The following is a 23,391-nucleotide window of genomic DNA, read 5'->3' as shown; positions in this document are numbered from 1 at the left end:
GCAGGTCATGGTATCTGCCAGAATTTAGGCTACAATCAGCCAAGCTCAACATGGTTCTATTTTGCAACAAGCGTATCTTGAACCCTTGTATTTTGGAAAAACAGAGTAATGAAAAAATCGATAACTAAAGGCCGTGATGCCATGCAGCGTAGTGCCCAGCAAGGTTTTACCTTGATTGAAGTAATGGTGGTGGTGGTGATTTTGGGTATTCTGGCTGCGCTGATCGTGCCTAACGTCATGGGCCGTGGTGAAAAAGCCAAAGTGGATACTAGCAAGATTACACTGGCTAACGTTGCCAGTGCGCTGGATCAGTACAAGCTGGATAACAATAAGTATCCCACCACGCAGGAAGGACTGGACGCACTAATTAATCAGCCTGCCGGGGCCAAAAACTGGATGGCAGGTGGTTATTTAAAAGGTGGCACGCCAAAAGACAGCTGGGACAACGACCTGCAATATGTTTCACCAGGTTCCAGTGGCCGTCCGTATGACCTGTACTCCTTTGGTGCCGATGGCAAAGAAGGTGGTGAAGGCAACGATGCGGACCTGTATTTTGAAAAGTAAATGCTTTGAAAAACAAGCCTAAAAAGCGCATTTAATGATTTCTTGTTTGACTAAAAAAGCTGCTGACCTCAAGCAGCTTTTTTATTAGCCAAAATGCAACTAAAAGCCGGAATCATTCTTGTTTTTAAAGCTGCCTGAATTCTTGAATTTGTCTAAGTTCTTAAAAGCACCCAGTTTCTTAGCCATGATAGTCACAAAATAAAAGCCAAAAACTAAATCAAAACAATAGGCTTAGATTACTGCTTACGGAATAATAGCCCTACAACAAAAGCTAAATTATTTAAGGAAAGTAGGCATGAAAATTTTCTGGCTTGATGATCAACTGGAGCAGTTGCATTGGCAGGTATTAAAAAATTCCTTGCTGACTTTACTGTTGTTACCACTGATAAATCTGGGGCATGACTTTATTCAGCAGTTCCATATGGCTGACCAGATTGTGGTGTATTTTTATGCGCTTAGCTTTACCACAGTGGCTTTTATTCTGGCCTTTTATGGTGCGCTAAAAACCCTGCATACTGGCTTAACTCTGGTAACCAGTCGGTTAGGACAGTATATGCTATACGGTTATCGCCATTTACCCATGCTGTGCTTGATCGGAACTTCGATTTATTTCAGTTTGTATCTTTTTTAATAGAAATGTAATTTATTTCAAAGGGTTGCAAATAGTTAAATGTATTTCAGCCTTTATAAAAACTAATAATTTTAAAAAATGATTATGATTCAATTAATTAAGCTAGATTATAAAATAGGAATAACCTAAAAAATAAAATTTAATCGGAAAAAGCGATTAATTCAAAAAATAATTACTGTTTGAACAATTGTAAAACTGGGCTTACTCTTAGCCCTGCATCCACTCTTACCATACATTGAAACTTAGGGAGCACGATTAATGAGCTTGATTAATACCGAAGTAAAACCATTTAAAGCGACTGCTTACCATAACGGCAACTTTGTTGATGTATCCGAAGCTGACCTGAAAGGCAAATGGTCTGTTGTATTTTTCTATCCAGCGGACTTTACCTTTGTATGCCCAACCGAGCTGGGTGATCTGGCCGACAACTACGAAGAATTCAAGAAACTGGGTGTAGAAATCTATTCTGTTTCTACTGACACCCACTTTACCCACAAAGCCTGGCACGATACCTCTGACGTGATTGGCAAGCTGCAATACCCAATGATTGGCGACCCAACCTGGACATTGGCCCGCAACTTTGACGTACTGATTGAAACTGATGGTCTGGCTGATCGTGGTACATTCGTGGTTGACCCGGATGGCAAGATTCAGATCGTTGAAATCACTGCCGGTGGTATTGGCCGTGATGCTCAGGAACTGCTGCGCAAGGTAAAAGCTGCCCAGTACGTGCATGCGCATCCTGGTGAAGTATGCCCAGCCAAGTGGAAAGAAGGTGATGAAACACTGGCACCTTCCATTGATCTGGTTGGTAAGATCTAAGCTGGCTTAATCAATTGATCCATACATTGTGATCAGTTGATGGCATAGCTTGAAATAAAAATCCGCCTTGCATGGGTTACCAACAAGGCGGATTTTTGTTTTTAGGCATTTTGATTTAATAAAAATTTTAGGTGGTTTTTTAAGCCTGTTTTGTAGCAAGTACTTGAAGATAGATTGCTGTGCTTATACATCCCTCTATGGGAGTGCTCTGCCAGTAAACATTTTATAAAATTAATTCATCTAGAAATTCGATTAATTTTATAAAATTATTCTGTTTTACCAATCATGAAAGCTGGTCTAAGATAACCCTATTGAAGAATTAACTGCAACTTTGGAGATTGATAGATGTTAGAACAAGCCATTAAAGACCAACTGGCCACCTATTTACAGCGTCTGGAAGCCCCCATTGAAATCGTGGCCTCACTGGATGAGTCAGATAAAGCAGGCAAGATTCGTGAGTTTGTGACCGAGGTTGCCAGCCTGTCAGATCAGGTCACTGCACGTTTTGATGGCACAAACAGCCGTCGTCCCAGCTTTGGTATTGCAAAAACCGGTGAGCAGCCAAGAGTACATTTTGCTGGCCTGCCCATGGGCCATGAGTTTACTTCGTTAATTCTGGCGCTATTGCAGGTGAGTGGCTATGCACCGAAAATTTCTGATGAATTACTGAACCAGATTAAAAGTTTGAATTTAAAATCAAATCTGGAAGTGTTTGTTTCTTTAAGCTGCCATAACTGTCCTGATGTGGTACAGGCGCTGAACCTGATTGCCATTTATAATCCCGGCACACAAGCCACCATGATTGATGGCGCGTTTTTTCAGCAGGAAGTAGAACAGCGCCAGATTCTGGCAGTGCCGATGGTGTTTAAAGATAGTGAACAGTTTGGTCAGGGTCGCATGACGCTGGAAGAAATTGTGACCAAGCTGGATGCCAACAGTGGCGCGCGTGATGCTGAAAAAATCAATGCCAAAGACGTGTTTGACGTGCTGGTAGTCGGTGGTGGCCCGGCAGGTGCAGCCGCTGCGGTGTATGCCGCACGCAAGGGCATCAATACTGGCGTGGTGGCAGAGCGCTTTGGCGGACAGGTGCTGGATACGCTGGCCATTGAAAACTTTATTTCCGTAACAGAAACCGAAGGACCAAAACTGGCGGCAGCCCTGGAACAACACGTGCGTGCTTATGATGTGGATATCATGAATCTGCAACGTGCCAAACAGCTTAAAACCGGTAATCTGGACGACTTGATTGAAATTGAGCTGGAAAATGGCGCTACCTTAAAAAGCCGTACCGTAATTTTGTCGACTGGTGCGCGCTGGCGTGAAATGAATGTGCCAGGTGAGGAACAATACAAAACCAAAGGCGTGGCATTTTGCCCACACTGTGATGGCCCGCTGTTTAAAGGCAAGCGTGTAGCCGTCATTGGCGGTGGTAATTCTGGCGTGGAAGCGGCAATTGACCTAGCCGGTATTGTGAAAGAAGTCACCTTGCTAGAGTTTGATGGCAAGCTGCGTGCGGATGCGGTGTTGCAAAAGAAACTCGCCAGCCTGCCAAACGTGCGGGTGATTACCAGCGCACAAACCACTGAGGTGCTAGGTGATGGCCAAAAAGTCACCGGTCTGGTGTACAAAGACCGCATTGGCGACTCACTCAATACCGTTGAGCTGGAAGGTATTTTTGTACAAATTGGTTTGCTGCCTAATACCGACTGGCTTAAAACCAGTGGCGTTGAGTTATCCCCACGCGGAGAAATTGTGGTGGATGCGCGCGGTGAAACCTCAGTGCCTGGCGTATTTGCCGCCGGTGATGCCACCACCACACCGTACAAGCAAATCATTATTGCAACCGGTGAAGGGGCTAAAGCAGCGTTAAGTGCCTTTGATTATTTGATCCGCAGTAATTAAAGCAGTAACTGCACAAAGCAATTTGCTGTGAAAATCCCGTCGATATGGCGGGATTTTTATTGGATAATTAAAGGTGATACGACAAGCTATGACTGGCATCAGTTGCCTGAGATTCAAAATAAATATATAAAAAACTAAATTTGAAAAGTGATGAAAACAAGATGAACTTATCAAACCTACCAGACATTTTAAAACCACTAGAACAAGGCCTTCAAACCAGCTTAAAGCCTTATCTTGCAATTGAAGCTGAACCCGCTACCCAACTTAGTCTATGGCAAAGCAAGTTTGGTGGCTTGCCGTACTTTCCAAAAGATCAGGCTTATCCTGTAGATCGCGAAGGCACGCCACTGATATTACTGGCACAATTCAATTTTGCTGAATTGCCCACCCTAGAGAATTTCCCCGATAAAGGCATTTTACAGTTTTATATTGCCGCTGATGATGACTTGTATGGTGCTGACTTTGACCAGCAATTTAATCAAGACGGTTTCCGGGTGCTGTATTTTGAAGAAATTATTACCGATGAAAGCCAGTTAATCAGTGATTTCAGCTTTTTGCCACAGCAGGAAGATCGTTTAACACCATTCATTAAACAATACAGTTTGCAAGCGGTACTCAAGCAGGCACCTGTTTCCTTAAGTGACTTTTCATTTGCCCGCTTTATGCAGCGTGAGCCTTATGGCGGTGATGAAGCTGACCAGTTTTATGAAACGTACCATGACCATTTTGGCAGCACTGGCCATAAGCTGGGCGGCTATCCGTTTTTTACCCAGGCTGATCCACGGCAATACGACGAGAACATTCAGGACTATGTTTTACTATTTCAGATGGATAGTGATTATGACTATAAGGATGGGGAGCAAAGCAAGGATATTATGTGGGGCGATGTTGGTGTGGCCAACTTCTTTATCCGTCCAGAAGACTTAAAAAACAAAGATTTCTCAAAAGTATTATATAACTGGGATTGCAGTTGAGATGAATTATAAAATCCCTGCCGCATTTGACAGGGATTTTATTTAGAGCATTAAGCCTTTGCGGGCAAATCAAACCACAATAAATGCGCATCAGTATCGGCAATAATTTCGGCATTGCCTTCAAACACAATCGCATCACCAGTTTGCACCACACTGTCATTTACCCGAACCTTGCCTTCAATCACATGCAGGTAATTGAGGGCTTTTTGCGGTGCCAGCGCCAAGGTTTTGCCTTCATGCAGATAAGCTGCTGAAATGACAGCGTCCTGACGGATAAACAGCGGTGTATCCTGCGTTGGCGATACAATATGATGCCACTGGTTGGGCTGATCCCTTGGATCAAGTTTCACCTGCTGGTAAGTTGGCTCAGCATTGCGCACATTGGGATATAGCCAGATTTGCAGCAAATGCACCGGCTGGTCAGTGGCGTTCATTTCACTGTGCTGTACGCCTGTTCCGGCGCTCATCAGTTGCCATTCACCAGCAGGAATATGCTCAATATTACCCATGCTGTCCTGATGGCTTAAGCGACCAGACAATACATAAGTCAGGATTTCCATGTTGTCATGCCCGTGGCGGCCAAAACCCTGATTGGCGGCAATAATATCCTCATTGATGACGCGCAGGGCAGACACGCCCATATAACGTGGATCTTGCCAACTGCCAAAGGAAAAGCTGTGCTTGGTGTCCAGCCAGCCTGCTTTGATATGACCACGATTTTCGCTTTTATGAATATAGTTGTTCATGCTGTTTGCTCCTGAATGTTTATCGTTGCGATAAGCCTATTATGCGGATATTAAATCAGCCAACAAGACACGTTTTTGCAACGCTGCGTTGAAGCAATGTTTAATGATTGGCAACAGATTTAGGGGTTAATTGGAGAGCATTCATTTTTTAAGTTTAATGTTATATTATAACAATAGTGATTTAATGATGATCAATGCCATGCTAAAGCCGATTGTGCAGGCAAGCTCTATTCAAGCCGTACCAACCCATATCATTACCGGTTTTTTAGGCGCTGGAAAAACCACAGTGCTGAATGGATTGCTGGCACAAAAGCCAGTAGGTGAAACCTGGGCAGTGCTCATTAATGAATTTGGCAAAATTGGTGTGGATCAGGCGTTAATTCGCCAGCAGGATGGAATTGCCATTAAGGAAGTGATCGGCGGTTGCCTGTGCTGTACCAGCCAACTGCCGATGCAGGTGGCGCTGTCCCGGCTATTGCAGCAAACCAAGCCGGATCGCCTGTTTATCGAGCCCACGGGTTTGGCGCATGCTGATCAATTGATTTACCAGTTGAGTCAGGCGCACTGGCAAACCAGCCTGCAATTACAGGCTGTGGTATGTGTGGTTAGTGCAGCCATGTTGCTGGACGCGCGCTATCGCCAGCACAGTATCTTGCTCAGTCAGCTGGAAGTGTCAGACATTTTGCTGGTTTCACACGCAGATGAGATGCAGTCAGCGCATGAACAAGCCATACAGCAGCTCATTGCGCAATATCCCAAGTTTGAGCAGCAGGTTTATCTGATTGAGCAGGGCAGGCTGGACTTTCAATATATTAACTATCGCCCTGCACATCACTCTATACAACGACGGCCTTTGCTGAATCCAGTTATTGTTGGTCATAAGTCTTTTGGCCAGAAGTCTATTGACCAGAATTCGCTTGAATTAACCGAGCAGCCAGCAGATTCCAGTACCAGTACGCTGGAACCGCCATTTCATTATGTAGAGCAGGCCATAGGCCATGAGGTGGCAGGTTGGTGTTTACCTGCCGTATGGCAATTTGAGCAAAAAGCTCTCATTGACTGCCTGCTAACCGCCAGCAACTGGTTACGTATCAAAGGCGTAATGCATACCGAGCAAGGCTGGATTGCCATTAATTTTAGCCCAACTCAGTTGAATTATCATAGCCATGATGGGCTTAGTGATAACCGGCTGGAAATTATTGTTACCACTGAAAATAGCACAGAAAAATCAAGCAATACCACGGACTGGCAGGCCTTTGAACGCAAGTTGCTGGCCTGCCTGCGCTCACCACAGGTTGAGCAGTTGATGCCTTAGTGCTTATTCAGCATAGGCATAGGCGCCGCCTTTTTGCAGGGCACGCTGGTAGGCTGGCCGTGCATGAATCCGCTTCAGGAAATCCACCAGCTTAGGGTATTGCTGCTTAAGGCTAGTGCGCTGGGACGCCGCTTCCAGTGGAAAACTAAGCTGGATATCTGCTGCTGAAAACGTATCGCCCACAAACCAACCGGATGGTTGCAGTTCACTGCTTAAATAATCCAGATGCAGCTTTAATTGCGGATCAATATAGGCACCCAGCACCCGCTCAGTAATCTTGCGGGCAATCGGCCGTGCAAAAAATGGCATTTTCTGCTTGGGAATCTGGTTAAAAATCAGTTTCATTACCAGCGGTGGCATGGCAGAACCTTCTGCATAATGCATCCAGTAATCATAACGGATGCGTTCCGGGGTATTGTCGGCAGGCATTAGACGGCCATTTCCGTAAGTTTTTACCAGATAATCAATAATGACCGCGGATTCTGCCAAGGTGATATTTCCCATGGGATTGCCATCATCGGTAATCACAGGTGATTTGCCTAGCGGATGTACAGCTTTCAGTTCTGGCGGTGCCAGCATGGTTTTGGCATCACGCTGGTAAAACTTGATCTGGTAGGGAATCTCCAGTTCTTCCATCAGCCACAAGATTCTTTGCGAGCGTGAGTTATTCAAGTGATGCAGGGTAATCATGGTGTTGTCCTATTTTGGGTTCTGCGCTGGGTGGCAAATTAGCGTCGTCGTGGCGAACTACTGCGCTTCACCCAACCACCCAGCAGTAACAGCAGACCACTAATAATTAAAATCGGCCAGTCGCCAAAACGCATGTAAGGGGTACTGCCCTGCATGGCTGGCAAGTCACCGCGTAATACCCCACGCACATCCTGCTTGAGCATACGTTCAATGTGGCCTTGTGGATTGATAAAGGCTGTTACGCCCGTATTGGTAGCACGGATAAACCAGCGGCCATTTTCCTTGGCGCGCATTTGTACCATTTGCAGGTGTTGCCACGGGCCATCAGTACCCGTAAACCAGGCATCATTGGACAGTGTCACCAGAAAATCACTGCGCTGTGCATTGTTGCGGGTCAGGTTGGGATAGGCCACTTCATAGCAAATCGCAGCAGCCAGACGATGTCCTTTCACATTTAATGGCTTTTGGTTGCTGCCACCTGCGCTAAAGCTGGTCATGCTCACGTCATTTTTAAGCGAGGGCAGTACCCATTTTAGGGTGCCTGATAATGGCACATATTCACCAAATGGCACCAGTCGCTGCTTTTTATACAAGCCATGCGAGTCCTTGCCAGCCGCCATAATGGCATTATAAAACTCATCGTAGCTGTTGGTGGCCGGGTTATAGGTATTTAATTCGGCATAGGGAATACCAGTCACCCACGCGGAATTGGACTGCGCCGCATGCTTTGCCACGGCATCAATAAATGGTTGCACATCGGCCTGAAACAAAGGAATGGAGGATTCCGGCCACACCACCAGATCACGTCCCCATTCCTTTTGGCTTAAGGTGGCATAAATGGCCAGTGTTTCGCCCTGATATTCAGTGAGCCATTTTAAATCTTGTGGAATATTGCCCTGAATTAATGACACCGTTAGCGGCGCGGATTTTTTGGGGCTGGTCCATTGCACTTGTCCCAAACCAACGGCAATTGCTATCAGTAAAAGGGATGGCAAGGCCCAGAACAGACGGCCTTTGGCAATTTCCACCAGACTGGCAGCAATAAAAATCACCACAAACGATACAGCATAAATGCCAGCCAGCGGGGCAAAATTATCCAGCCGATAAGTGGTAAACGCATACCCGGCAAATAGCCACGGGAAACCGGTAAAAATCCAGGTCTTGGTCCATTCGGCAAACACCCACAGCGGGGCAAAGGTGAGCGGACTATGGCCAAAAAAACGTCGGTATAGTGCGGTCTGAATTGCATTAAACAGACCCATGCCTATGCCAACAAAAGCAATCATGCCAAGGGCTAGCGGCATCGGTGTGTCGCCGTACACATGAATTGAGGTGTATAGCCAGAATCCACCTACCGTCCATAGACCAAAACCATAGCTTTGACCAATCCAGAAGGCCTGTTTGGTGCTACGGTTATTGAGCAACACATAAAAAATGGCGGGAGAAATCAGCGCAAACCACCACCATTCATAGGGCGATAGCGATAGCGGTAGCATGGCTCCAGCCAGCAGCGCAAAAATCATGGCACTAATTAACGGCAGTTTGGGGTCATTGGCGTTTTTGCGGGATTTGCTGTTTTTTTTATTCAAGCGTGCAAATACATTTCTCATGCTTTTACAGCTCTAACCAGAATGATGCTGCGGGCATCCGCCTGCAAAATCTTAAACGTCCACTCATTCAGATTGACCACCTGGCCTTCCAGATCGCTCACACGACCAATTTCCTGCAACAGCAGGCCGCCAATGGTTTCCACCTCTTCAGTGGAAAATTCCGCACTTAACACATCATTAAAATGCTCAATCGGGGTTAGAGCCTGTACCAGCCAGGCACCAGAGACTTCATGGTCTGGCACGATATATTCGGCCAGTGGATCATCGACATCATGTTCGTCTTCAATTTCACCCACAATTTCTTCCAGCAGGTCTTCCAGCGTGACGATGCCAGATGTTGTCCCGTATTCATCCACTACAATGGCAATATGCGTTTGCGTGTGCTTGAGCATGCGCAGCACCTGATCGGAACGCGCAGTTTCCGGCACAAACACTGGCTGGCGCATCAGGCTTTTTACATCAATGAGCTGGTTGCTTTGACCCAGCACTGGCAGCAAGTCCTTGGCCAGCAAAATGCCAACCACGGTGTCCTGTTCACTGGCAGAAAAAACCGGAAAACGGGAATGCGCCGATTCAATCAATACCGGCAAAATATCCAGCAGGGCATCGTCTTCAACCAGGCTGACAATGGCAGGGCGTGGCGTCATAATTTCGCGGATCTGGGTTGCAGGCAAATCCAGAACGCCTTCCAGCATATCGACGGTATCGGGTTCTAAAAATTTTCGTGAATCATGCACCAGCTTCATTAGCTCATCACGGGTTTCTGGTGCAGTTGATAACCATTTTTTAAGGCCACGCATTGTCCACGACGGGCCTGGTTCCTCACGCATTTTTAAATCTCAAGTCAAAAACAAAAAAGGATAGGGCTATCATAGCCGAGCTCGCCGCTTCTTGCATTAAAACTTCTTGCCTAAAAAACAGGCTTTTTGCATCATTAAGCTTGCTGTAACCGCACGGAAATTTACAAGCGGTTAATGCTATGATGTGAGGCATGTTTAACCTGTCAAACTGAACCTGCCAAATTGATCATGCCTGAAAATTCTTCAAACCCTGCCGACAACCTAACGCTGGATAGCGTTCATCTTGACACTAGCGGCCTAAACTGTCCTGAACCTGTCATGATGCTGCATCAGGCCATTCGCAAAAGCCAGTCTGGCCAGATCATTCATGTGGTGGCAACTGATCCTTCAACCACGCGTGATATTCCCAAGTTTTGCCTGCATCTGGGGCATGAACTGCTTGGCCAGCACCAGCAGGACAATAACGGAAAAACGCAGTATCTGTTTGATATCAAGAAAAAATAAAGGCTACAGCTTTACCGGATTATACTGTTAGCAATATATACGCCTGAATAAACCACATGATTTATCAATAAAGTTTGTAAATAAAGGCTGGTTTTTACTGGGCTGGGCAGATAGGCAATTGACCTGCTGTCATGGTTCATCCACTATAATCCGATCATGTGTTCGGATTCAATTGGGGTGTTTTATGGTCAGAAAGCCACAGCAAACTCGTGCCAAAATCACTGTTGATGCCATTATTGAAGCAGGATTCATTTGCATGGTGGAGCGCGGCATGGAAGGCACGACCACGAGGCATATTGCTGAAATTGCTGGAATTAGCGTCGGTTCACTGTATGAATACTTCAGGAACAAGGAAGCAATTTATGCAGCCATGGGTCGGCATTTCACTGATGAAGTGCTGATGATGCTCAAAAATGTTGCCCCATTGCTGGTTCAGGTGGAGCTGGAACAGGCGCTTGAAATCATGTTTTATGAGTTCAGTAATTTGCTCAAGCGTGATAATGAGCGTTACCTGAAATGCGTGCGTTATGTGGGCGCGCTGGAATATGAGCAATACGTGGACAAGATGGAACAGGGCCTGATGGAACTGATTATGCGTTATGTGATGAACAATCCCAAATATCTGCGCGTACCGAATATTCCGGCAATGGCCTACATTTGCATCAATAGCGGGATTTTTCCAATTATCCGTCACCTGATAATGCCTAATCCCAATATCAGCTTTGATGACATGATCAAGGGCGTGACCCGCATGATTGTCAGCTATGTCAATGCCGAGCTAGCTGAAAGTACCAAAAATACAGAACAGCAAAACTAGGGCAGGCAAGCGCAGCAGCTCGGAGCACAGCATGGATAAAGCCCTGCAACCCGTTCACTCCCGGTGCCAGTATGATCAACACGCTTACCAGCAGCACCATTACCAGCAACATGGCTATCTAGTGTTGCCGCAACTGTTGACTTCACTGCAAATTAGCCAGCTTTACCAAAGTGTTGAACCCATTTATACGCAATGGCTGGAACAAAACCAACCTAATCCGGATTTTGATCAACTGGTAAATATGCATTCACTCACATTGCCCAAGTATTTTGCAGGACAGCCTGAACAGCGACTGACATTTTTTCAGGAATTGTCCTGCAAGGTTTTGGTTGATACTTTAAAAGCAGTGTTTGGCGAAGGGTTGTATTTTCACAATACCCAGCTATTTTTTAACCCTGCTGATCCACAAAAACACAACTACTGGCACCGTGACCTGCAATACAGCCCCATTCCTGAGGTGCAGCAACAGCAGGCACATTCTGAACTGACTTCACTGCATGTACGTATTCCACTACGGGATGAAACCGGGATTGAGCTGATTCCGCATAGCCATCAGCAGTGGGATTCAGGCCTCGAAAGCAAGGTCCGTTTTGCCAAAGATGGCTACCAGCAGCACGATGATTTACCACACAGCCAGCTCATTACCTTAAAGCAGGGTGATGTGCTGGTGTTTAATGCCCAAATGATTCATCGCGGACGCTATGATTTTAACGCCGAGCGACTGGCACTGGATATTTGCATTGGCACACCGCATCCACTCATTCAGGGCTTTCGGGATAGCGCAGTACAGCCGACTACTGACGAGCTGGCACAAATTGAAAATAAGGACTGGTTTATAGAAGCGGCGAAGTTGGAATAGAAAGCTGATTAAAACTGACCTTCACAAGGTTCACCATCATTATCGCCATCCATCTTTGTACCCGGACAGTGATTAATAAAAAAGACTGCTTCTTCGTACGAATGCATTTGACTGCAATGCTGCCGACCATCACAGCTAAATTGAGATGTGGACGAAGGTATATGAGTAACTTCAACTGGGGTAGAGACTGAAGGTGATGTCACGGGCTGCTTGGCCAATTGACTGCGCTGATATTGGCTGTAAATAGTATAAACAATGCCAAGAACCACAAGTATTCCAATCAGTAGTGACACAATGCCCGATAAAAAATTGGTTTTTAATCTTTTGTTTTTATTGTAATTTTTTCTAATTGTTGCTCGGTTCGTTATGGGGGTAACATCAAGTCTCTCAATACATGCTGCTTTTGGTTTTCCCTGATGATCTACACTGACTTCATAGCGAATTTTTTCGCCAATTCGTGGGGTAACTCCATCTTTTGGGAATGCACTAATATGAATAAAGATATCTTTGCCGCCGTCATCAGGGCGAATGAAACCAAAGCCCTTTTCAGGGTTCCATTGTTTTAATATGCCTTGCTGACGCACCATGTTTCTCTCAAAAATATTTAAGAAAATACCACTTTAAAATTAACGTATTATCTCATTATAAAAAGCCCCAACCATTGTTGAGGCCTTTTTCATATCCGAATTACATATTTGGATATGAGGTACGACTAGCAAAGCATTGCTTTGCCGTACCGCAAGAACAATCCTACATGTTGGGATAATTAGGACCGCCACCACCTTCTGGAGTTACCCAGGTGATGTTTTGTGATGGGTCTTTAATATCACAGGTTTTGCAGTGTACACAGTTGGCCGCGTTAATCTGGAAGCGTGGCTGGTCTTTATTCGCACCGCCATCGTTCACAATTTCATACACGCCAGCCGGGCAATAGCGCTGTGCAGGCTCAGCCCATTTCGGCAGGTTCACTTCAACCGGAATATTCGGATCAGTCAGTTTCAGGTGCGCTGGCTGATTTTCTTCATGCACGGTGTTGGAAATAAATACAGACGACAAGCGGTCAAAGCTGATTTTACCATCAGGCTTTGGATAGTTGGGCTTGTGGTTATTTTCCTGAACAGTTTGCAAAGACTTATAGTCCGGCATCAGGTCACGCAGGGTGAACGGAATGCGGAAAATATTCTGGTCAATAAAGTTAAAGCCGCCACCCACAAAGGTACCAAACTTGTGCATGGCCGCACCAAAGTTACGGGACTTGAACAGCTCTTCACGTAACCAGCTATTGTTGAACTTGTCGGTGTAGGCAGTGACTTCATCACCAGAACGACCTGCTGCCAAGGCTTCAAACACTGCTTCGGCGCACAGCATGCCGGATTTCATGGCGGTGTGTGAGCCTTTAATTTTGGCAAAGTTCAGGAAACCTGCATCATCACCAATCAGGCAGCCGCCCGGAAAGGTCAGTTTAGGCAGGGCATTCAAGCCACCTTTGACTACGGCACGCGCACCGTAGGAAACACGCTTGCCGCCTTCCAGATATTGCTTGATTACAGGGTGATGTTTCCAGCGCTGCATTTCTTCAAACGGATAGGCATGCGGGTTTTTATAGGACAGATCCATGATCATGCCCAGTGTCACCTGATTGTTTTCAGCATGATACAACCACCAGCCGCCACTGGAACCAGTTTCGGTCAATGGCCAGCCTGCACCGTGCATTACCAGACCTGGCTTGTGCTTGGCAGGATCAATATCCCACAGTTCTTTAATGCCAATACCGTAATGCTGCGGATCAGAATCCTTGCACAAATCAAACCGGCTCATCAGGCGCTTGCCTAAGTGACCACGGCAGCCTTCAGCAAAAATAGTGTATTTGGCCAGCAACTCATAGCCCGGTGCAAAGTTATGGGTTGGCTGACCATCCTTGCCAATCCCCATGTCACCAGTTACCACGCCACGCACACTGCCATCTTCATGGTACAGCACGTCAGCCGCAGCAAAGCCCGGGAAAATGGACACTTCCATTTCTTCGGCTTTCTGGCCCAGCCAGCGCACCACGTTGCCAAGGCTCACGACATAGTTGCCTGGGTTGTGCATGGTTTTTGGCACGAAGAAATGCGGCATTTCCACGCTTTTTTCATCTGACAGCAGGAAATAGGTTTTGTCTTCGGTTACTGGTACATTCAGCGGCGCGCCCTGTTCTTTCCAGTCCGGGAACAGCTCATTCATTGCGCGCGGTTCCAGCACTGCACCCGATAAAATGTGAGCGCCCACTTCGGAACCTTTCTCTACCACACAAACCGATAGTTCAGGCATGTCTTTTTCAATTGCCAATTGGCGCAGGCGAATAGCGGCAGCAAGACCAGCAGGTCCTGCACCAACGATGACCACGTCAAACTCCATCGCTTCGCGTTCGATGTGTTCCATGAAGGACTCCTCATATGATAAGGGTGGCAACCGTAAGATGCTTCAAGGCAATTTGCCAAGCATTGTCCGGTGCTGCCATGAGTACAGTGAGACACAAAAAAGGAGTGTCTTAAGCATTATCCTATAGTATAAAGTTATTCACAGGTTTAAGCCAATTGGCAATACGTTGATTATTTGGTGTCAACTTGGACATATTAGACAATGAATGAAGAAAACCTACCCAAAAATCAGCCTGAAAGCCCGTCAATAGCTTCAGCGTCCGACATAGTTTCAGCGGGTGCCAGCCTTAGCAAAATCGCGGCTTTACTGAAAGACTATGAGGGTCAGTCCAAACGTGCCATTCCGCCACTGGAGCGCTGGAATCCACAGGTCTGTGGAAGTATGAACTTGACAGTCAGGGCCAACGGCGAATGGTGGCATGAGGGTTCAAAAATCAATCGGGAACGGCTAATCCGGCTATTTTCTACCGTATTGTGGCGTGAAGATGACGGCCAGTATTACCTGAAAACCCCGGTTGAAAAGCTGCTGATTGAGGTAGAAGACGCACCTTTGCTAGTCAACCGCATTGAAAAAGTCTGTACCGATGGCAAGCAATATCTAACCTGCATTACTCAGACTGATGATGTCGTGGTGATTGATGAACAGCATCCGGTATTCATGCGCGAATATGCGGGCGAAATCCGGCCCTATATTAATGTACGCTGGAATCTGGATGCCCTGATTCATCGCAATGCTTTTTATCATTTGCTGAATGAAGGTGAGTTTCTGGAACAGGATGGCCAGACTGTTGTAAAATTCAGCAGCGGTGATTTTGAGTTTTGCTTAAATAGTGAGGCGCTGGCAGAATAGCGCAAATGCTTAATGGCCTGACGGGTTAGTAGCCGGATCTTTGGTACAGCTTTGATCTTGATTTAAGAGGAGATTAAAGCAAACCGTCCAAGTATTCAGTGACTTGCCAAACAAAATAGTCCTGATCAATTGCTGGCTTGTGTCCAGTTTCCTTAACGTGCAAATGCTGCGCCTATGAAGTCTACGCTTACCGATTTTTCATCTCCTGCCGTTGCTGTCAATCCGTTACAGCTCAGCTCAGCTCCCATTGGTGTGTTCGATTCTGGTATGGGCGGTTTGTCGATTGTGCAGGAGTTACAGGCTTATTTGCCGCAGGAATCCATTATTTATCTGGCCGATACCAAGCATGTGCCGTATGGCGAGCGCAGTGATGATGAAATCTGCCAGCTCACCACACAGGCGGTGCAATGGTTGCATGCGCAGGGCTGCAAGGCGGTGGTGATTGCCTGCAATACTGCTTCTGCTTTTAGCCTGACGCCATTGCGTGAACACTATGGGCCGGGTTTTCCGATTATTGGGCTGGTACCAGCGGTTAAGCCTGCCGTGCTAAAAAGTCGCTCAAAGGTAGTAGGTGTGCTGGCAACGCCGGGAACCCTGCGTGGTAGTCTGCTCAAGGATGTGATTGCTGAGGTTGCGGTGCCTGCACAGGTACAGGTCTTGACAGCAATAAGTCCGGCACTGGTGCCGTTTGTTGAGCAGGGCCAGCAGGATAGCAAGGCCTGCCAGCAGGAATTGGAGCGGATTTTGCGGCCATTACAACAAGCCGGGGCAGATCATCTGGTATTGGGCTGCACCCATTATCCGTTTTTAAAAAACAGCATCCGTGCGGTATTTGGTGAGCAGTTTGTTTTGGTAGATTCCGGTTTGGCAGTTGCCCGGCAAACCGGACGGGTACTTACTGCCCAGCGGTTAAATAATGGACAAATACAGACGGCTGGCACTGAAATTGAAAGTGCAAAGCAGCCAGTAGTTAAGTTACAATGCTATGTGACCGGAAATGCGAATATGGCGCAACCGGTACTCAACAGTTTAATAAAATCGTTTTCACCTGTTTTCATCTCAGTGCAGCAGGCAGATATTGAATCCATGGCCGCCAGTTGCGTCGCGCAGAATTGAGCGGTAGACTGCCCAGCATTAAGGAAGTAAGCATAAATTGCTTGTAAATACCGCTATTGGGATAAAAGTGACCATTTTTGCAATGAACTTGCAGTATAATGTGATGAGTATCACATGCTAACGCGGTATGCACTGATGGGTGATTTAGCAAGGATGTCGTTATGATTGACAAACGCTATCATGTTTTTATCTGTACCTCTGGTGTAGATATGCAAGCTGAACGCGTTGTATTGTCACAGGCGCTTGTCAGTCAGGGTTTTTTTTCTTGGGGTCTGGAACAGCGTACACCGCTCACCACGGCATTTGCCCGCCGCCAGATTGATGACTGTGATTATTTTGTGCTGCTGCTGGGCGGGTGCTACGGCGACCTGTCTGCGTCTGGTGTTAGCTATATGCACCTTGAGTACATTTATGCAGTGACCAAGCAAAAACCAATTCTGGTGCTGATGCATGAAGCGCCGGATAGCCGTGCGCCAGAATTACAGGAAAAAACTGGCGAAGGGAAATCCAAGTTCAGTGATTTTCGCCAGCAGCTCCAGCGTGAGCGCGATGTGGTGGTAAGCTATCGCAACATGCGTGATCTGGAAATGGCAGTGCGCCATGCCATGCCGCAAATGATTGAGCGTTATCCTTCAGCCGGCTGGATTCGTCCGCAAAATACCCAGAAACTCCAGGAAGAAGTTGACCAGTTGCGCCAGAAAATTGCCCAGCTGGAACTGAAAAATAATGTGTTTCGTGAAGAAGCAATCCAGATTCCGCGTGTTCATCCGGATGAGCTGTTTTCCTTTGATTATAAAGTGCATGCCTATCAGGATGGCAATTTCAAGGAACTGCGTCCCCAGCGCAAAATGAAGTGGGGTGAAATACTGGCAGTGCTGGGCCCCGGGTTTAGTCCTGCAGCGCCTGAAGAAAACTTTTCCCGCGTCATTAACGAGTTTTTAAACCAGACCTCGCTGGGAGACGTGCGCGAAGTGATGCCACGTGCACACGCCACTGCCCGTAGCCAGATTAACATCCGGGCTTTGCATACCATCAAGATGCAGCTCAAACACAACAACTGGATTGTGCCTTCCGGGCGCGATAACCGGCAGCGCTTGCTTTGGGAACTGACCCCGCAAGCTGAAAAAACCTTAATGACCATGAATCAGGGCAAAAAAGCCATTTAACCAGAAATTTATAACTGACCAGTATTTTTATAATTAAATAGACTTTGTATTATTTGCCATTAAAGCTTTTGTAATTTTAGCGCAGCCTTGCTAAGTTTAGATGACTTATTCCTGACATTTCATACTGTCCATGCCTGTTTCTACCAAGCCTGCACTCTCAACCTCTGTTTTATCCAGCGCTACAGCGTCCAGCGTTACAGTATCTAAGCCACGTGTGGCTGTTGTGCTCATGAATCTGGGCACACCAGATGCGCCCACGCCTGCCGCAGTCCGCAAGTTTTTAAAGCAGTTTTTGTCGGATCAGCGTGTGATTGAAATTTCCCGGTTGCTGTGGGCTATTATCCTGAACTTGTTTGTGCTGCCATTTCGGCCCAAGCGTGTGGCAAAAGCCTATGCCAGCATCTGGCAGGATGGAGATTCACCCATGCGGCTGATCCTGCAACAGCAGGTCGATTTGCTGGCCGACCGCTTACAGCAGCGTTTTGCGCATGTGGATGTTCGGGTATTACCTGCCATGAGTTATGGTGCCCCCAGTACTTCCGGTGCACTGGATCAAATCAGGCAGGCCGGGATTGAGCATGTGATTGTGCTGCCGTTGTTTCCCCAATACTCCGCCACTTCCACAGGGGCAGCAATTGATGCGGTTAATCAATGGACTTCAAAGCAGCGGGATATGCTATCGGTATGCGTTATCAAGGATTATTACCAGCACCCGCTATTGATTAAGGCACTGGCGCAAACTATACGGGATTATCAGCAGGAGCACGGCCAGCCAGACAAACTGCTGATGTCTTTTCATGGCATTCCAAAGCCATACGCCGATAAGGGCGATCCTTATCCCGAGCGCTGCCACGTCACGGCCAGACTGGTAGCGCAGGCACTAGGCCTGAATGATGCACAGTGGGCCATTAGCTTTCAGTCCCGCTTTGGCAAGCAGGAATGGGTCAAGCCGTATACCAGTGATTTATTACAGCAATGGGCGGCAGAGGGGGTACAGCATATTCAGGTAATCAGTCCGGCATTTTCTGCGGATTGCCTGGAAACCCTGGAGGAGCTGGCACTGGAAAACCAGCATATTTTTCTGCAAGCGGGCGGCAAATCGTATCATTACATTCCAGCGCTTAATATCCACCCCTTGCATCTGGACATGATGGAAGCGCTTACCGCGCCATTGATTGAAGGGTTTCTGAATTCAGGGATTGTCTCTGGCAGCGAGCCTGTGCATTGTGCTGCTCAAACCTCTAGTCCTAATTTGTAAGCGCTCATAACCCTGTTGCTGTTAAGTCAGCACCTTGTTAAAACTGTTTTTTGTTAAGAAATTGACCTGTAGAGAGCAAAGATAGCCATGTTGCACTATCAAATTCTGACCGTAACGCCCTTTGCACAAAACTGTACCCTGCTGTGGGATGATGAAAGTCGCGAAGCTGTGCTGATTGATGCAGGCGGGGAGGTGGCGCGGCTCAAGCAAACCATTGAACAGTTGCAGCTTAAACTAGTCGCCCTGTGGCTAACACACGGCCATCTGGATCATGCGGGTGCAGTGGGTGAGCTGGCACAGTATTATCAGGTGCCAGTTATTGGCCCGCATGCAGAAGATGCGTTCTGGCTGGATGCGCTGGAGCAGCAGTCAAAGATGTTTGGCTTTCCAGTGCCGCAGCCTGTGGTAGTCAATCAGTGGCTAGCGGGAAATGAAACCCTGTATCTGGGCCAGTATCCGATTGAAGTACGGTTTACGCCCGGCCATACCCCAGGCCATGTGGTGTTGTATAGCAAGGATTTAAATCTGGTATGGACTGGCGATGTGCTGTTTGCAGGTTCGATTGGCCGCACTGATTTTCCGCGTGGCAACCATGCGCAACTGATTGCCTCTATCCAGCGTGAGCTGTTTAGTCTGCCGGATGAAACCCGTTTTATTGCCGGTCATGGGCCGATGGGAACGATTGGGCAGGAAAAACGAACAAATCCATTTTTGGCAGGCCGTGCGGGCTAATACCATGTAACATTTTGTCATTAAATATTTTTTTACAGATGTTGTCGTTTTTAAAATTGTGTAAGTTACTGGTAATTCATCAAAAAACCTTTACTCTAGGTTTATTAAAATTTTTTAAAATGTCATATGACTGGAGTAATGAGATGAAACACCTGCTGCTAAAAAACCTGTCGTTCAAACAACTAGTGCTGGCTGCTGTGGCATCTAGTACTGTAATCCTAACCGGCTGCCAGACCAATCAAGCGATAGATACCAAGGCGCCAGTGGTTAAAAATGGCGAGGTTAAAGCAGTCAAGGTAAAACCTATTCCTAGTTTCCTGATTGAAGTTTCACCGCGTAAAGCCTTGTGTGACAGTATCAACGGTGGCCAGATTGAATGCCTGCAATATCGCAACCGTTATGAAAACAACTTTAATCCACTCAAAACCAATATTGAAGGCTTTAATTTTGAACCTGGCTATTCCTATATTCTGGATGTCAGACAGGATGTGATGCAAAATCCCGCTTCTGGCCAACTGGAAACCAAATGGGTACTCAACCAGATTATTTCTAAATCCGTTGCGCCTCTGGCTAATTAACCAGATTTATTTTGAAAATTAAAGAAGGCTAAGAAAGCTAGCAGTTAAAAATTTATTAAGAAAAATGCAGTAAGTTGATATATACGGTGATGACTCCTGTTGGCAATGACAGGAGTTTTTTTATTGTCAGGACTTATTCGATAATATCTCAGCAAAACAGCATCTTAAATATTTTATGGATTAATCATTCAGATCATCAGCCTTGGGCTCTGTATGTTCAGGTGCAGTGGGGCTGGCAATCTTGTAATCTTCATTGGCCCATGCCCCTAGGTCAATCAGTTTGCAGCGTTCCGAGCAAAATGGCCGCGAGGGATTGTCATGCCATAGGGATGGTTTTTTGCAGTGTGGGCATGGAAAAGTAACAGGCTTGGACATGATGCGTACAAGTTTTTGGTCATGGAAAACACTAGTGTAAAAGCTTGAGATTTTTTTGCAATGTGGAGTTCTGTACAATGTTCCCACCGCCTGTCAAAGTCTTGCTAGACTTCGCGCAATGATAAGCCCTTGTTCAACTACACTACTGCAAGGTTTTGCTGCCATATTAAAGTTCAACATGCTTATAAAACGTAGCTATACAATGTATCTGGCGCCTGTTTATAGCAAGACAAACCTGAACAGCACCATAGGGCAGGTCTAGGAAGAATTGAGGGTGGTGAGTAAATTTGCCGCTAAACTGTTTTAGGAAATTAACCATGTCTGCGCGTTTATTTCAGCCCCAATACCTGCAAGCGCCGCGCAATTTTGTGCTGCCGCAGTTTAGTCAGGCCATTTGCCTGGAAATCGGTGCAGGCATGGGTCGGCATGCCATTTTGTTTGCCGAGCAAAACCCTGACAAAATCTTGGTGGCGGTTGAACGCACCAGCGCAAAATTCAAGGTGTTTGCCGCACGCCAGCAGGATCACCATCTGGAAAATTTATATCCGGTACATGCCGATGCCATTCCGTGGGTGGTGCATGCTTTATTGCCACAAACGGTTGAGCAGTTATTTCTGCTATATCCCAATCCAGAACCGAAAAACCCGGCGCAGCGCTGGCTGAACATGCCATTTTTTGAATTTTTATTATCGCGCTTGCAGGATAATGCCCGCATTACCCTTGCCAGCAATATCCCGGCCTATCTGGATGAAGCAGCTAGCCAGCTTGAGCAGATGTGGAAATTGCCGTTTGTGCGGCAGGCCATTGCACCTGATTCGGCACGTACCCATTTTGAGGTGAAATATCTGGCGCGTGGCGAGCCATGTGAAGAATTGATTATCACCAAGCCTGCGCAGTATCAAACCCGTTTTGATAGTTATATCAGTCCTATGGCGCGCTGTTGATATGCCTGAAAATACTTGTTCATCAAGCGACTTACCGATAGTCATTGTGGGTGCCGGGCCAGCCGGACTGATGGCAGCAGAAGTACTGGCGCAGGCTGGGCATACGGTGCAGGTCTATGAGCAAAAGCCTTCGGCAGCACGCAAATTTTTGATGGCTGGGAAAACTGGCCTTAACATTAGCCACAATGAAGCCTTTGAGGCGTTTGTGCAGCGTTATGACCAGCCAGACTGGCTCAAACCCATGCTGGCGGCGTGTGATGCACGCTGGATTCAGGACTGGATGCAGGGTCTTGGTATTAAATCCTATGTTGGCAGTTCCGGGCGGATTTTTCCGGTAGAAATGAAAGCCGCACCCTTATTGCGTGCCTGGTTAAACCGGTTAAAAACACTGGGGGTAGAGTTTTTTTACCGTCATCGCTGGACAGGATGGCAAGATCAGCAACTGGAATTTTTGCGTCAGGATCAATCAATTACTGTTCAGGCAAAAGCTGTGATTCTGGCCACTGGTGGTGGAAGCTGGGCAAGGCTGGGCAGTGATGCTGCTTGGATTCCGTTATTGCAGGTGCAGAATGTAGACATTGTGCCGTTGCAGCCCTCCAATGTGGGGGTGCAGGTTAACTGGTCGGACTTTATGCAGCCACTGGCCGGACAACCTCTTAAGCGCATTAAGGCCTGGGTACAATCAGATAATAGTCAGGAAATCAGGATTTATCAGGGCGAAGCCGTCATTAGTCATTACGGGCTGGAAGGCGGACTAATCTACCGCTTGAGCCGTGAATTGCGTCAGCAGTTTAATGAGTACAAATCTGCCTGTATTTATCTGGACCTATTGCCAGATCTGGAGGAGGCTGTACTGGCACAAAAATTAAAGCCAGTTGCCAAGCAATCGCTTAATAATATCTGGCGCAAGGCTGGACTGGATCAAACCAAGGCAGCTTTGTTACGTGAAGTATTGCCCAAGGCAGACTGGCAAAATCCACAACAGGTAGCAGCTATGACAAAATGCTTAGCTGTTCAGGTTAAAGGGTTTCGACCTATTGATGAGGCCATTAGTACCGCTGGTGGGGTAAGCCGTAAAGCACTGGATGGCCAATTAATGCTCAAGCACAAAACGGGTGTATTTTGCTGCGGCGAAATGCTGGACTGGGATGCACCAACCGGCGGCTATTTACTCACAGCCTGTTTTGCAACCGGGCAGCAGGCAGCACAGGGCGTGATGCACTGGCTTGCTCAGGAACAGCTTTAAAAATGAATTAAAAAAACGGCAGAACGATAAATTTCTGCCGTTTTTTTTAATGGGGCTGTGTTGTCATAAAGCCCAAGACAACAGCCTGTATTACGGTTTATTGGCTGGCTGATTTTCGCTGCTTACCACTTTTTCAGTGCGTTCACCATCGCGGGTAGCATCTGTTGCAGGATCAGCCGCACCGTGACCATCAAGTATATGCTTGTCGGTGTCATGTTCAGGCGCTGTGCTGGCATGGATATGATCTTCTGCACCTGTTGCCGGTTCATCCGCTGCTGTTGATGTATTTTTCTCATCAATGAATTCGGCAGGATTATCGGCAATGTGATTGGCATTACTTTCAGCAATTTCCGATGCACTGGCTGAGGCTAAGCCACTTGCATTAATATTAGCGGAAGATAGCTTATCCGCAGTATCCGCAGTATCCGCAGTATCCGCAGTATCCGCAGTATCCGCAGTATCCGCAGTATCC

The 23,391-nt window shown here is 46.8% G+C and carries 25 protein-coding genes; 17 read left to right on the top strand and 8 right to left on the bottom strand.

The genetic code is table 11. The features are described 5' to 3' along the window. Positions 1 to 108 precede the first annotated feature (108 nt). The 5 genes from gspG to Q337_RS0110355 all read left to right on the top strand — a co-directional run bounded on the left by gspG (position 109) and on the right by Q337_RS0110355 (position 4,893). Complete coding sequence (gspG, locus tag Q337_RS0110375) at positions 109 to 564, top strand: type II secretion system major pseudopilin GspG (protein WP_051526785.1); 456 nt, start codon at positions 109 to 111, stop codon at positions 562 to 564. A 295-nt stretch (positions 565 to 859) separates the two neighbouring features. Next, a complete protein-coding gene (locus Q337_RS0110370) occupies positions 860 to 1,195 on the top strand; it encodes a hypothetical protein (RefSeq protein ID WP_026471539.1) in 336 nt (111 codons plus the stop codon). Positions 1,196 to 1,453: 258 nt separating this feature from the next. Next, positions 1,454 to 2,017, top strand: coding sequence for an alkyl hydroperoxide reductase subunit C (ahpC, locus tag Q337_RS0110365; protein WP_026471538.1), 564 nt, complete (start codon positions 1,454 to 1,456; stop codon positions 2,015 to 2,017). 345 nt (positions 2,018 to 2,362) lie between these two features. Continuing rightward, positions 2,363 to 3,919, top strand: a complete 1,557-nt coding sequence (gene ahpF, locus Q337_RS0110360; protein WP_026471537.1) for an alkyl hydroperoxide reductase subunit F — start codon at positions 2,363 to 2,365, stop codon at positions 3,917 to 3,919. 161 nt (positions 3,920 to 4,080) lie between these two features. Continuing rightward, on the top strand, positions 4,081 to 4,893 hold the full coding sequence (locus Q337_RS0110355) for a YwqG family protein (protein ID WP_026471536.1): 813 nt from the start codon (positions 4,081 to 4,083) through the stop codon (positions 4,891 to 4,893). A 50-nt stretch (positions 4,894 to 4,943) separates the two neighbouring features. Here the strand turns inward: Q337_RS0110355 and Q337_RS0110350 are convergent, their stop codons facing one another. Further along, positions 4,944 to 5,639, bottom strand: coding sequence for a pirin family protein (locus Q337_RS0110350; protein WP_026471535.1), 696 nt, complete (start codon positions 5,637 to 5,639; stop codon positions 4,944 to 4,946). 184 nt (positions 5,640 to 5,823) lie between these two features. On the opposite strand from Q337_RS0110350, the gene Q337_RS0110345 reads away from it, so the two are divergent. Beyond that, on the top strand, positions 5,824 to 6,954 hold the full coding sequence (locus tag Q337_RS0110345; RefSeq protein ID WP_228133116.1) for a CobW family GTP-binding protein: 1,131 nt from the start codon (positions 5,824 to 5,826) through the stop codon (positions 6,952 to 6,954). A 3-nt stretch (positions 6,955 to 6,957) separates the two neighbouring features. On the opposite strand, the gene Q337_RS0110340 is transcribed toward Q337_RS0110345, so the two are convergent. From Q337_RS0110340 to Q337_RS0110330, 3 genes are read right to left on the bottom strand one after another with little or no spacing between them, the layout of a single operon-like run. Beyond that, complete coding sequence (locus Q337_RS0110340) at positions 6,958 to 7,644, bottom strand: glutathione S-transferase (protein WP_026471533.1); 687 nt, start codon at positions 7,642 to 7,644, stop codon at positions 6,958 to 6,960. A 38-nt stretch (positions 7,645 to 7,682) separates the two neighbouring features. Beyond that, positions 7,683 to 9,254: an apolipoprotein N-acyltransferase gene (lnt, locus tag Q337_RS0110335; RefSeq protein ID WP_026471532.1), complete on the bottom strand. Its 1,572-nt coding sequence runs from the start codon at positions 9,252 to 9,254 to the stop codon at positions 7,683 to 7,685. Next, complete coding sequence (locus Q337_RS0110330; RefSeq protein WP_026471531.1) at positions 9,251 to 10,084, bottom strand: CBS domain-containing protein; 834 nt, start codon at positions 10,082 to 10,084, stop codon at positions 9,251 to 9,253. The genes lnt and Q337_RS0110330 overlap by 4 nt, the downstream gene beginning before the upstream one ends. A gap of 198 nt (positions 10,085 to 10,282) precedes the next feature. Between Q337_RS0110330 and tusA the strand changes: the two genes are divergently transcribed. The 3 genes from tusA to Q337_RS17435 all read left to right on the top strand — a co-directional run bounded on the left by tusA (position 10,283) and on the right by Q337_RS17435 (position 12,234). After that, entirely contained in the window at positions 10,283 to 10,558 is a 276-nt protein-coding gene (tusA, locus tag Q337_RS0110320; protein ID WP_051526783.1) for a sulfurtransferase TusA, read from the top strand. Positions 10,559 to 10,742: 184 nt separating this feature from the next. After that, entirely contained in the window at positions 10,743 to 11,375 is a 633-nt protein-coding gene (locus Q337_RS0110315) for a TetR/AcrR family transcriptional regulator (protein WP_034279895.1), read from the top strand. Positions 11,376 to 11,406: 31 nt separating this feature from the next. Beyond that, on the top strand, positions 11,407 to 12,234 hold the full coding sequence (locus Q337_RS17435) for a phytanoyl-CoA dioxygenase family protein (protein WP_084494794.1): 828 nt from the start codon (positions 11,407 to 11,409) through the stop codon (positions 12,232 to 12,234). A gap of 8 nt (positions 12,235 to 12,242) precedes the next feature. Here Q337_RS17435 and Q337_RS19340 read toward each other — a convergent pair whose 3' ends face one another. Then, entirely contained in the window at positions 12,243 to 12,821 is a 579-nt protein-coding gene (locus tag Q337_RS19340; protein ID WP_034279893.1) for a cold shock domain-containing protein, read from the bottom strand. Between the two features lie 163 nt (positions 12,822 to 12,984). Continuing rightward, entirely contained in the window at positions 12,985 to 14,655 is a 1,671-nt protein-coding gene (locus tag Q337_RS0110300; RefSeq protein ID WP_026471527.1) for an electron transfer flavoprotein-ubiquinone oxidoreductase, read from the bottom strand. 201 nt (positions 14,656 to 14,856) lie between these two features. On the opposite strand from Q337_RS0110300, the gene Q337_RS17430 reads away from it, so the two are divergent. The 6 genes from Q337_RS17430 to Q337_RS0110265 all read left to right on the top strand — a co-directional run bounded on the left by Q337_RS17430 (position 14,857) and on the right by Q337_RS0110265 (position 20,354). Further along, complete coding sequence (locus Q337_RS17430; protein WP_034279891.1) at positions 14,857 to 15,504, top strand: DUF1285 domain-containing protein; 648 nt, start codon at positions 14,857 to 14,859, stop codon at positions 15,502 to 15,504. Positions 15,505 to 15,678: 174 nt separating this feature from the next. Then, positions 15,679 to 16,620, top strand: a complete 942-nt coding sequence (murI, locus tag Q337_RS17425) for a glutamate racemase (RefSeq protein ID WP_051526782.1) — start codon at positions 15,679 to 15,681, stop codon at positions 16,618 to 16,620. Positions 16,621 to 16,781: 161 nt separating this feature from the next. Beyond that, a complete protein-coding gene (locus tag Q337_RS0110285; protein ID WP_026471526.1) occupies positions 16,782 to 17,786 on the top strand; it encodes a DUF4062 domain-containing protein in 1,005 nt (334 codons plus the stop codon). A gap of 130 nt (positions 17,787 to 17,916) precedes the next feature. Beyond that, the gene (gene hemH, locus Q337_RS17420) at positions 17,917 to 19,044 is read left to right on the top strand and encodes a ferrochelatase (RefSeq protein WP_084494793.1); all 1,128 of its coding nucleotides are present in this window, start codon (positions 17,917 to 17,919) and stop codon (positions 19,042 to 19,044) included. 87 nt (positions 19,045 to 19,131) lie between these two features. After that, positions 19,132 to 19,776 carry an MBL fold metallo-hydrolase gene (locus tag Q337_RS0110270; RefSeq protein ID WP_026471525.1) on the top strand — a complete coding sequence of 215 codons (645 nt, stop codon included), beginning with the start codon at positions 19,132 to 19,134 and terminating at the stop codon, positions 19,774 to 19,776. A 143-nt stretch (positions 19,777 to 19,919) separates the two neighbouring features. After that, on the top strand, positions 19,920 to 20,354 hold the full coding sequence (locus Q337_RS0110265) for a DUF4377 domain-containing protein (protein ID WP_034280033.1): 435 nt from the start codon (positions 19,920 to 19,922) through the stop codon (positions 20,352 to 20,354). Between the two features lie 180 nt (positions 20,355 to 20,534). Here Q337_RS0110265 and Q337_RS0110260 read toward each other — a convergent pair whose 3' ends face one another. Then, a complete protein-coding gene (locus Q337_RS0110260; protein WP_034279888.1) occupies positions 20,535 to 20,729 on the bottom strand; it encodes a DNA gyrase inhibitor YacG in 195 nt (64 codons plus the stop codon). A gap of 317 nt (positions 20,730 to 21,046) precedes the next feature. Between Q337_RS0110260 and Q337_RS0110255 the strand changes: the two genes are divergently transcribed. Next, positions 21,047 to 21,673 (top strand): class I SAM-dependent methyltransferase, encoded by a 627-nt coding sequence (locus Q337_RS0110255; RefSeq protein ID WP_026471522.1) that lies wholly within the window; start codon positions 21,047 to 21,049, stop codon positions 21,671 to 21,673. A 1-nt stretch (position 21,674) separates the two neighbouring features. Further along, on the top strand, positions 21,675 to 22,919 hold the full coding sequence (locus Q337_RS0110250; RefSeq protein ID WP_051526779.1) for a TIGR03862 family flavoprotein: 1,245 nt from the start codon (positions 21,675 to 21,677) through the stop codon (positions 22,917 to 22,919). A 90-nt stretch (positions 22,920 to 23,009) separates the two neighbouring features. Here Q337_RS0110250 and Q337_RS19425 read toward each other — a convergent pair. After that, on the bottom strand, positions 23,010 to 23,391 hold a 382-nt coding region (locus Q337_RS19425; protein WP_211253607.1), incomplete at its 5' end, for a hypothetical protein.

The sequence above is a fragment of the Alkanindiges illinoisensis DSM 15370 genome (assembly GCF_000619845.1).
GTDB lineage: Bacteria > Pseudomonadota > Gammaproteobacteria > Pseudomonadales > Moraxellaceae > Alkanindiges > Alkanindiges illinoisensis.
Note: the sequence above shows the minus strand (reverse complement) of the source record. Positions and strands in the feature narration are given on the sequence as shown.

Bases quoted from the DNA above. Each gene is read 5' to 3' on its own strand.
- gspG (WP_051526785.1), top strand. From the start codon at position 109: ATGAAAAAATCGATAACTAAAGGCCGTGATGCCATGCAGCGTAGTGCC.
- Q337_RS0110370 (WP_026471539.1), top strand. From the start codon at position 860: ATGAAAATTTTCTGGCTTGATGATCAACTGGAGCAGTTGCATTGGCAG.
- ahpC (WP_026471538.1), top strand. From the start codon at position 1,454: ATGAGCTTGATTAATACCGAAGTAAAACCATTTAAAGCGACTGCTTAC.
- ahpF (WP_026471537.1), top strand. From the start codon at position 2,363: ATGTTAGAACAAGCCATTAAAGACCAACTGGCCACCTATTTACAGCGT.
- Q337_RS0110355 (WP_026471536.1), top strand. From the start codon at position 4,081: ATGAACTTATCAAACCTACCAGACATTTTAAAACCACTAGAACAAGGC.
- Q337_RS0110350 (WP_026471535.1), bottom strand. From the start codon at position 5,639: ATGAACAACTATATTCATAAAAGCGAAAATCGTGGTCATATCAAAGCA.
- Q337_RS0110345 (WP_228133116.1), top strand. From the start codon at position 5,824: ATGATGATCAATGCCATGCTAAAGCCGATTGTGCAGGCAAGCTCTATT.
- Q337_RS0110340 (WP_026471533.1), bottom strand. From the start codon at position 7,644: ATGATTACCCTGCATCACTTGAATAACTCACGCTCGCAAAGAATCTTG.
- lnt (WP_026471532.1), bottom strand. From the start codon at position 9,254: ATGAGAAATGTATTTGCACGCTTGAATAAAAAAAACAGCAAATCCCGC.
- Q337_RS0110330 (WP_026471531.1), bottom strand. From the start codon at position 10,084: ATGCGTGAGGAACCAGGCCCGTCGTGGACAATGCGTGGCCTTAAAAAA.
- tusA (WP_051526783.1), top strand. From the start codon at position 10,283: ATGCCTGAAAATTCTTCAAACCCTGCCGACAACCTAACGCTGGATAGC.
- Q337_RS0110315 (WP_034279895.1), top strand. From the start codon at position 10,743: ATGGTCAGAAAGCCACAGCAAACTCGTGCCAAAATCACTGTTGATGCC.
- Q337_RS17435 (WP_084494794.1), top strand. From the start codon at position 11,407: ATGGATAAAGCCCTGCAACCCGTTCACTCCCGGTGCCAGTATGATCAA.
- Q337_RS19340 (WP_034279893.1), bottom strand. From the start codon at position 12,821: ATGGTGCGTCAGCAAGGCATATTAAAACAATGGAACCCTGAAAAGGGC.
- Q337_RS0110300 (WP_026471527.1), bottom strand. From the start codon at position 14,655: ATGGAACACATCGAACGCGAAGCGATGGAGTTTGACGTGGTCATCGTT.
- Q337_RS17430 (WP_034279891.1), top strand. From the start codon at position 14,857: ATGAATGAAGAAAACCTACCCAAAAATCAGCCTGAAAGCCCGTCAATA.
- murI (WP_051526782.1), top strand. From the start codon at position 15,679: ATGAAGTCTACGCTTACCGATTTTTCATCTCCTGCCGTTGCTGTCAAT.
- Q337_RS0110285 (WP_026471526.1), top strand. From the start codon at position 16,782: ATGATTGACAAACGCTATCATGTTTTTATCTGTACCTCTGGTGTAGAT.
- hemH (WP_084494793.1), top strand. From the start codon at position 17,917: ATGCCTGTTTCTACCAAGCCTGCACTCTCAACCTCTGTTTTATCCAGC.
- Q337_RS0110270 (WP_026471525.1), top strand. From the start codon at position 19,132: ATGTTGCACTATCAAATTCTGACCGTAACGCCCTTTGCACAAAACTGT.
- Q337_RS0110265 (WP_034280033.1), top strand. From the start codon at position 19,920: ATGAAACACCTGCTGCTAAAAAACCTGTCGTTCAAACAACTAGTGCTG.
- Q337_RS0110260 (WP_034279888.1), bottom strand. From the start codon at position 20,729: ATGTCCAAGCCTGTTACTTTTCCATGCCCACACTGCAAAAAACCATCC.
- Q337_RS0110255 (WP_026471522.1), top strand. From the start codon at position 21,047: ATGTCTGCGCGTTTATTTCAGCCCCAATACCTGCAAGCGCCGCGCAAT.
- Q337_RS0110250 (WP_051526779.1), top strand. From the start codon at position 21,675: ATGCCTGAAAATACTTGTTCATCAAGCGACTTACCGATAGTCATTGTG.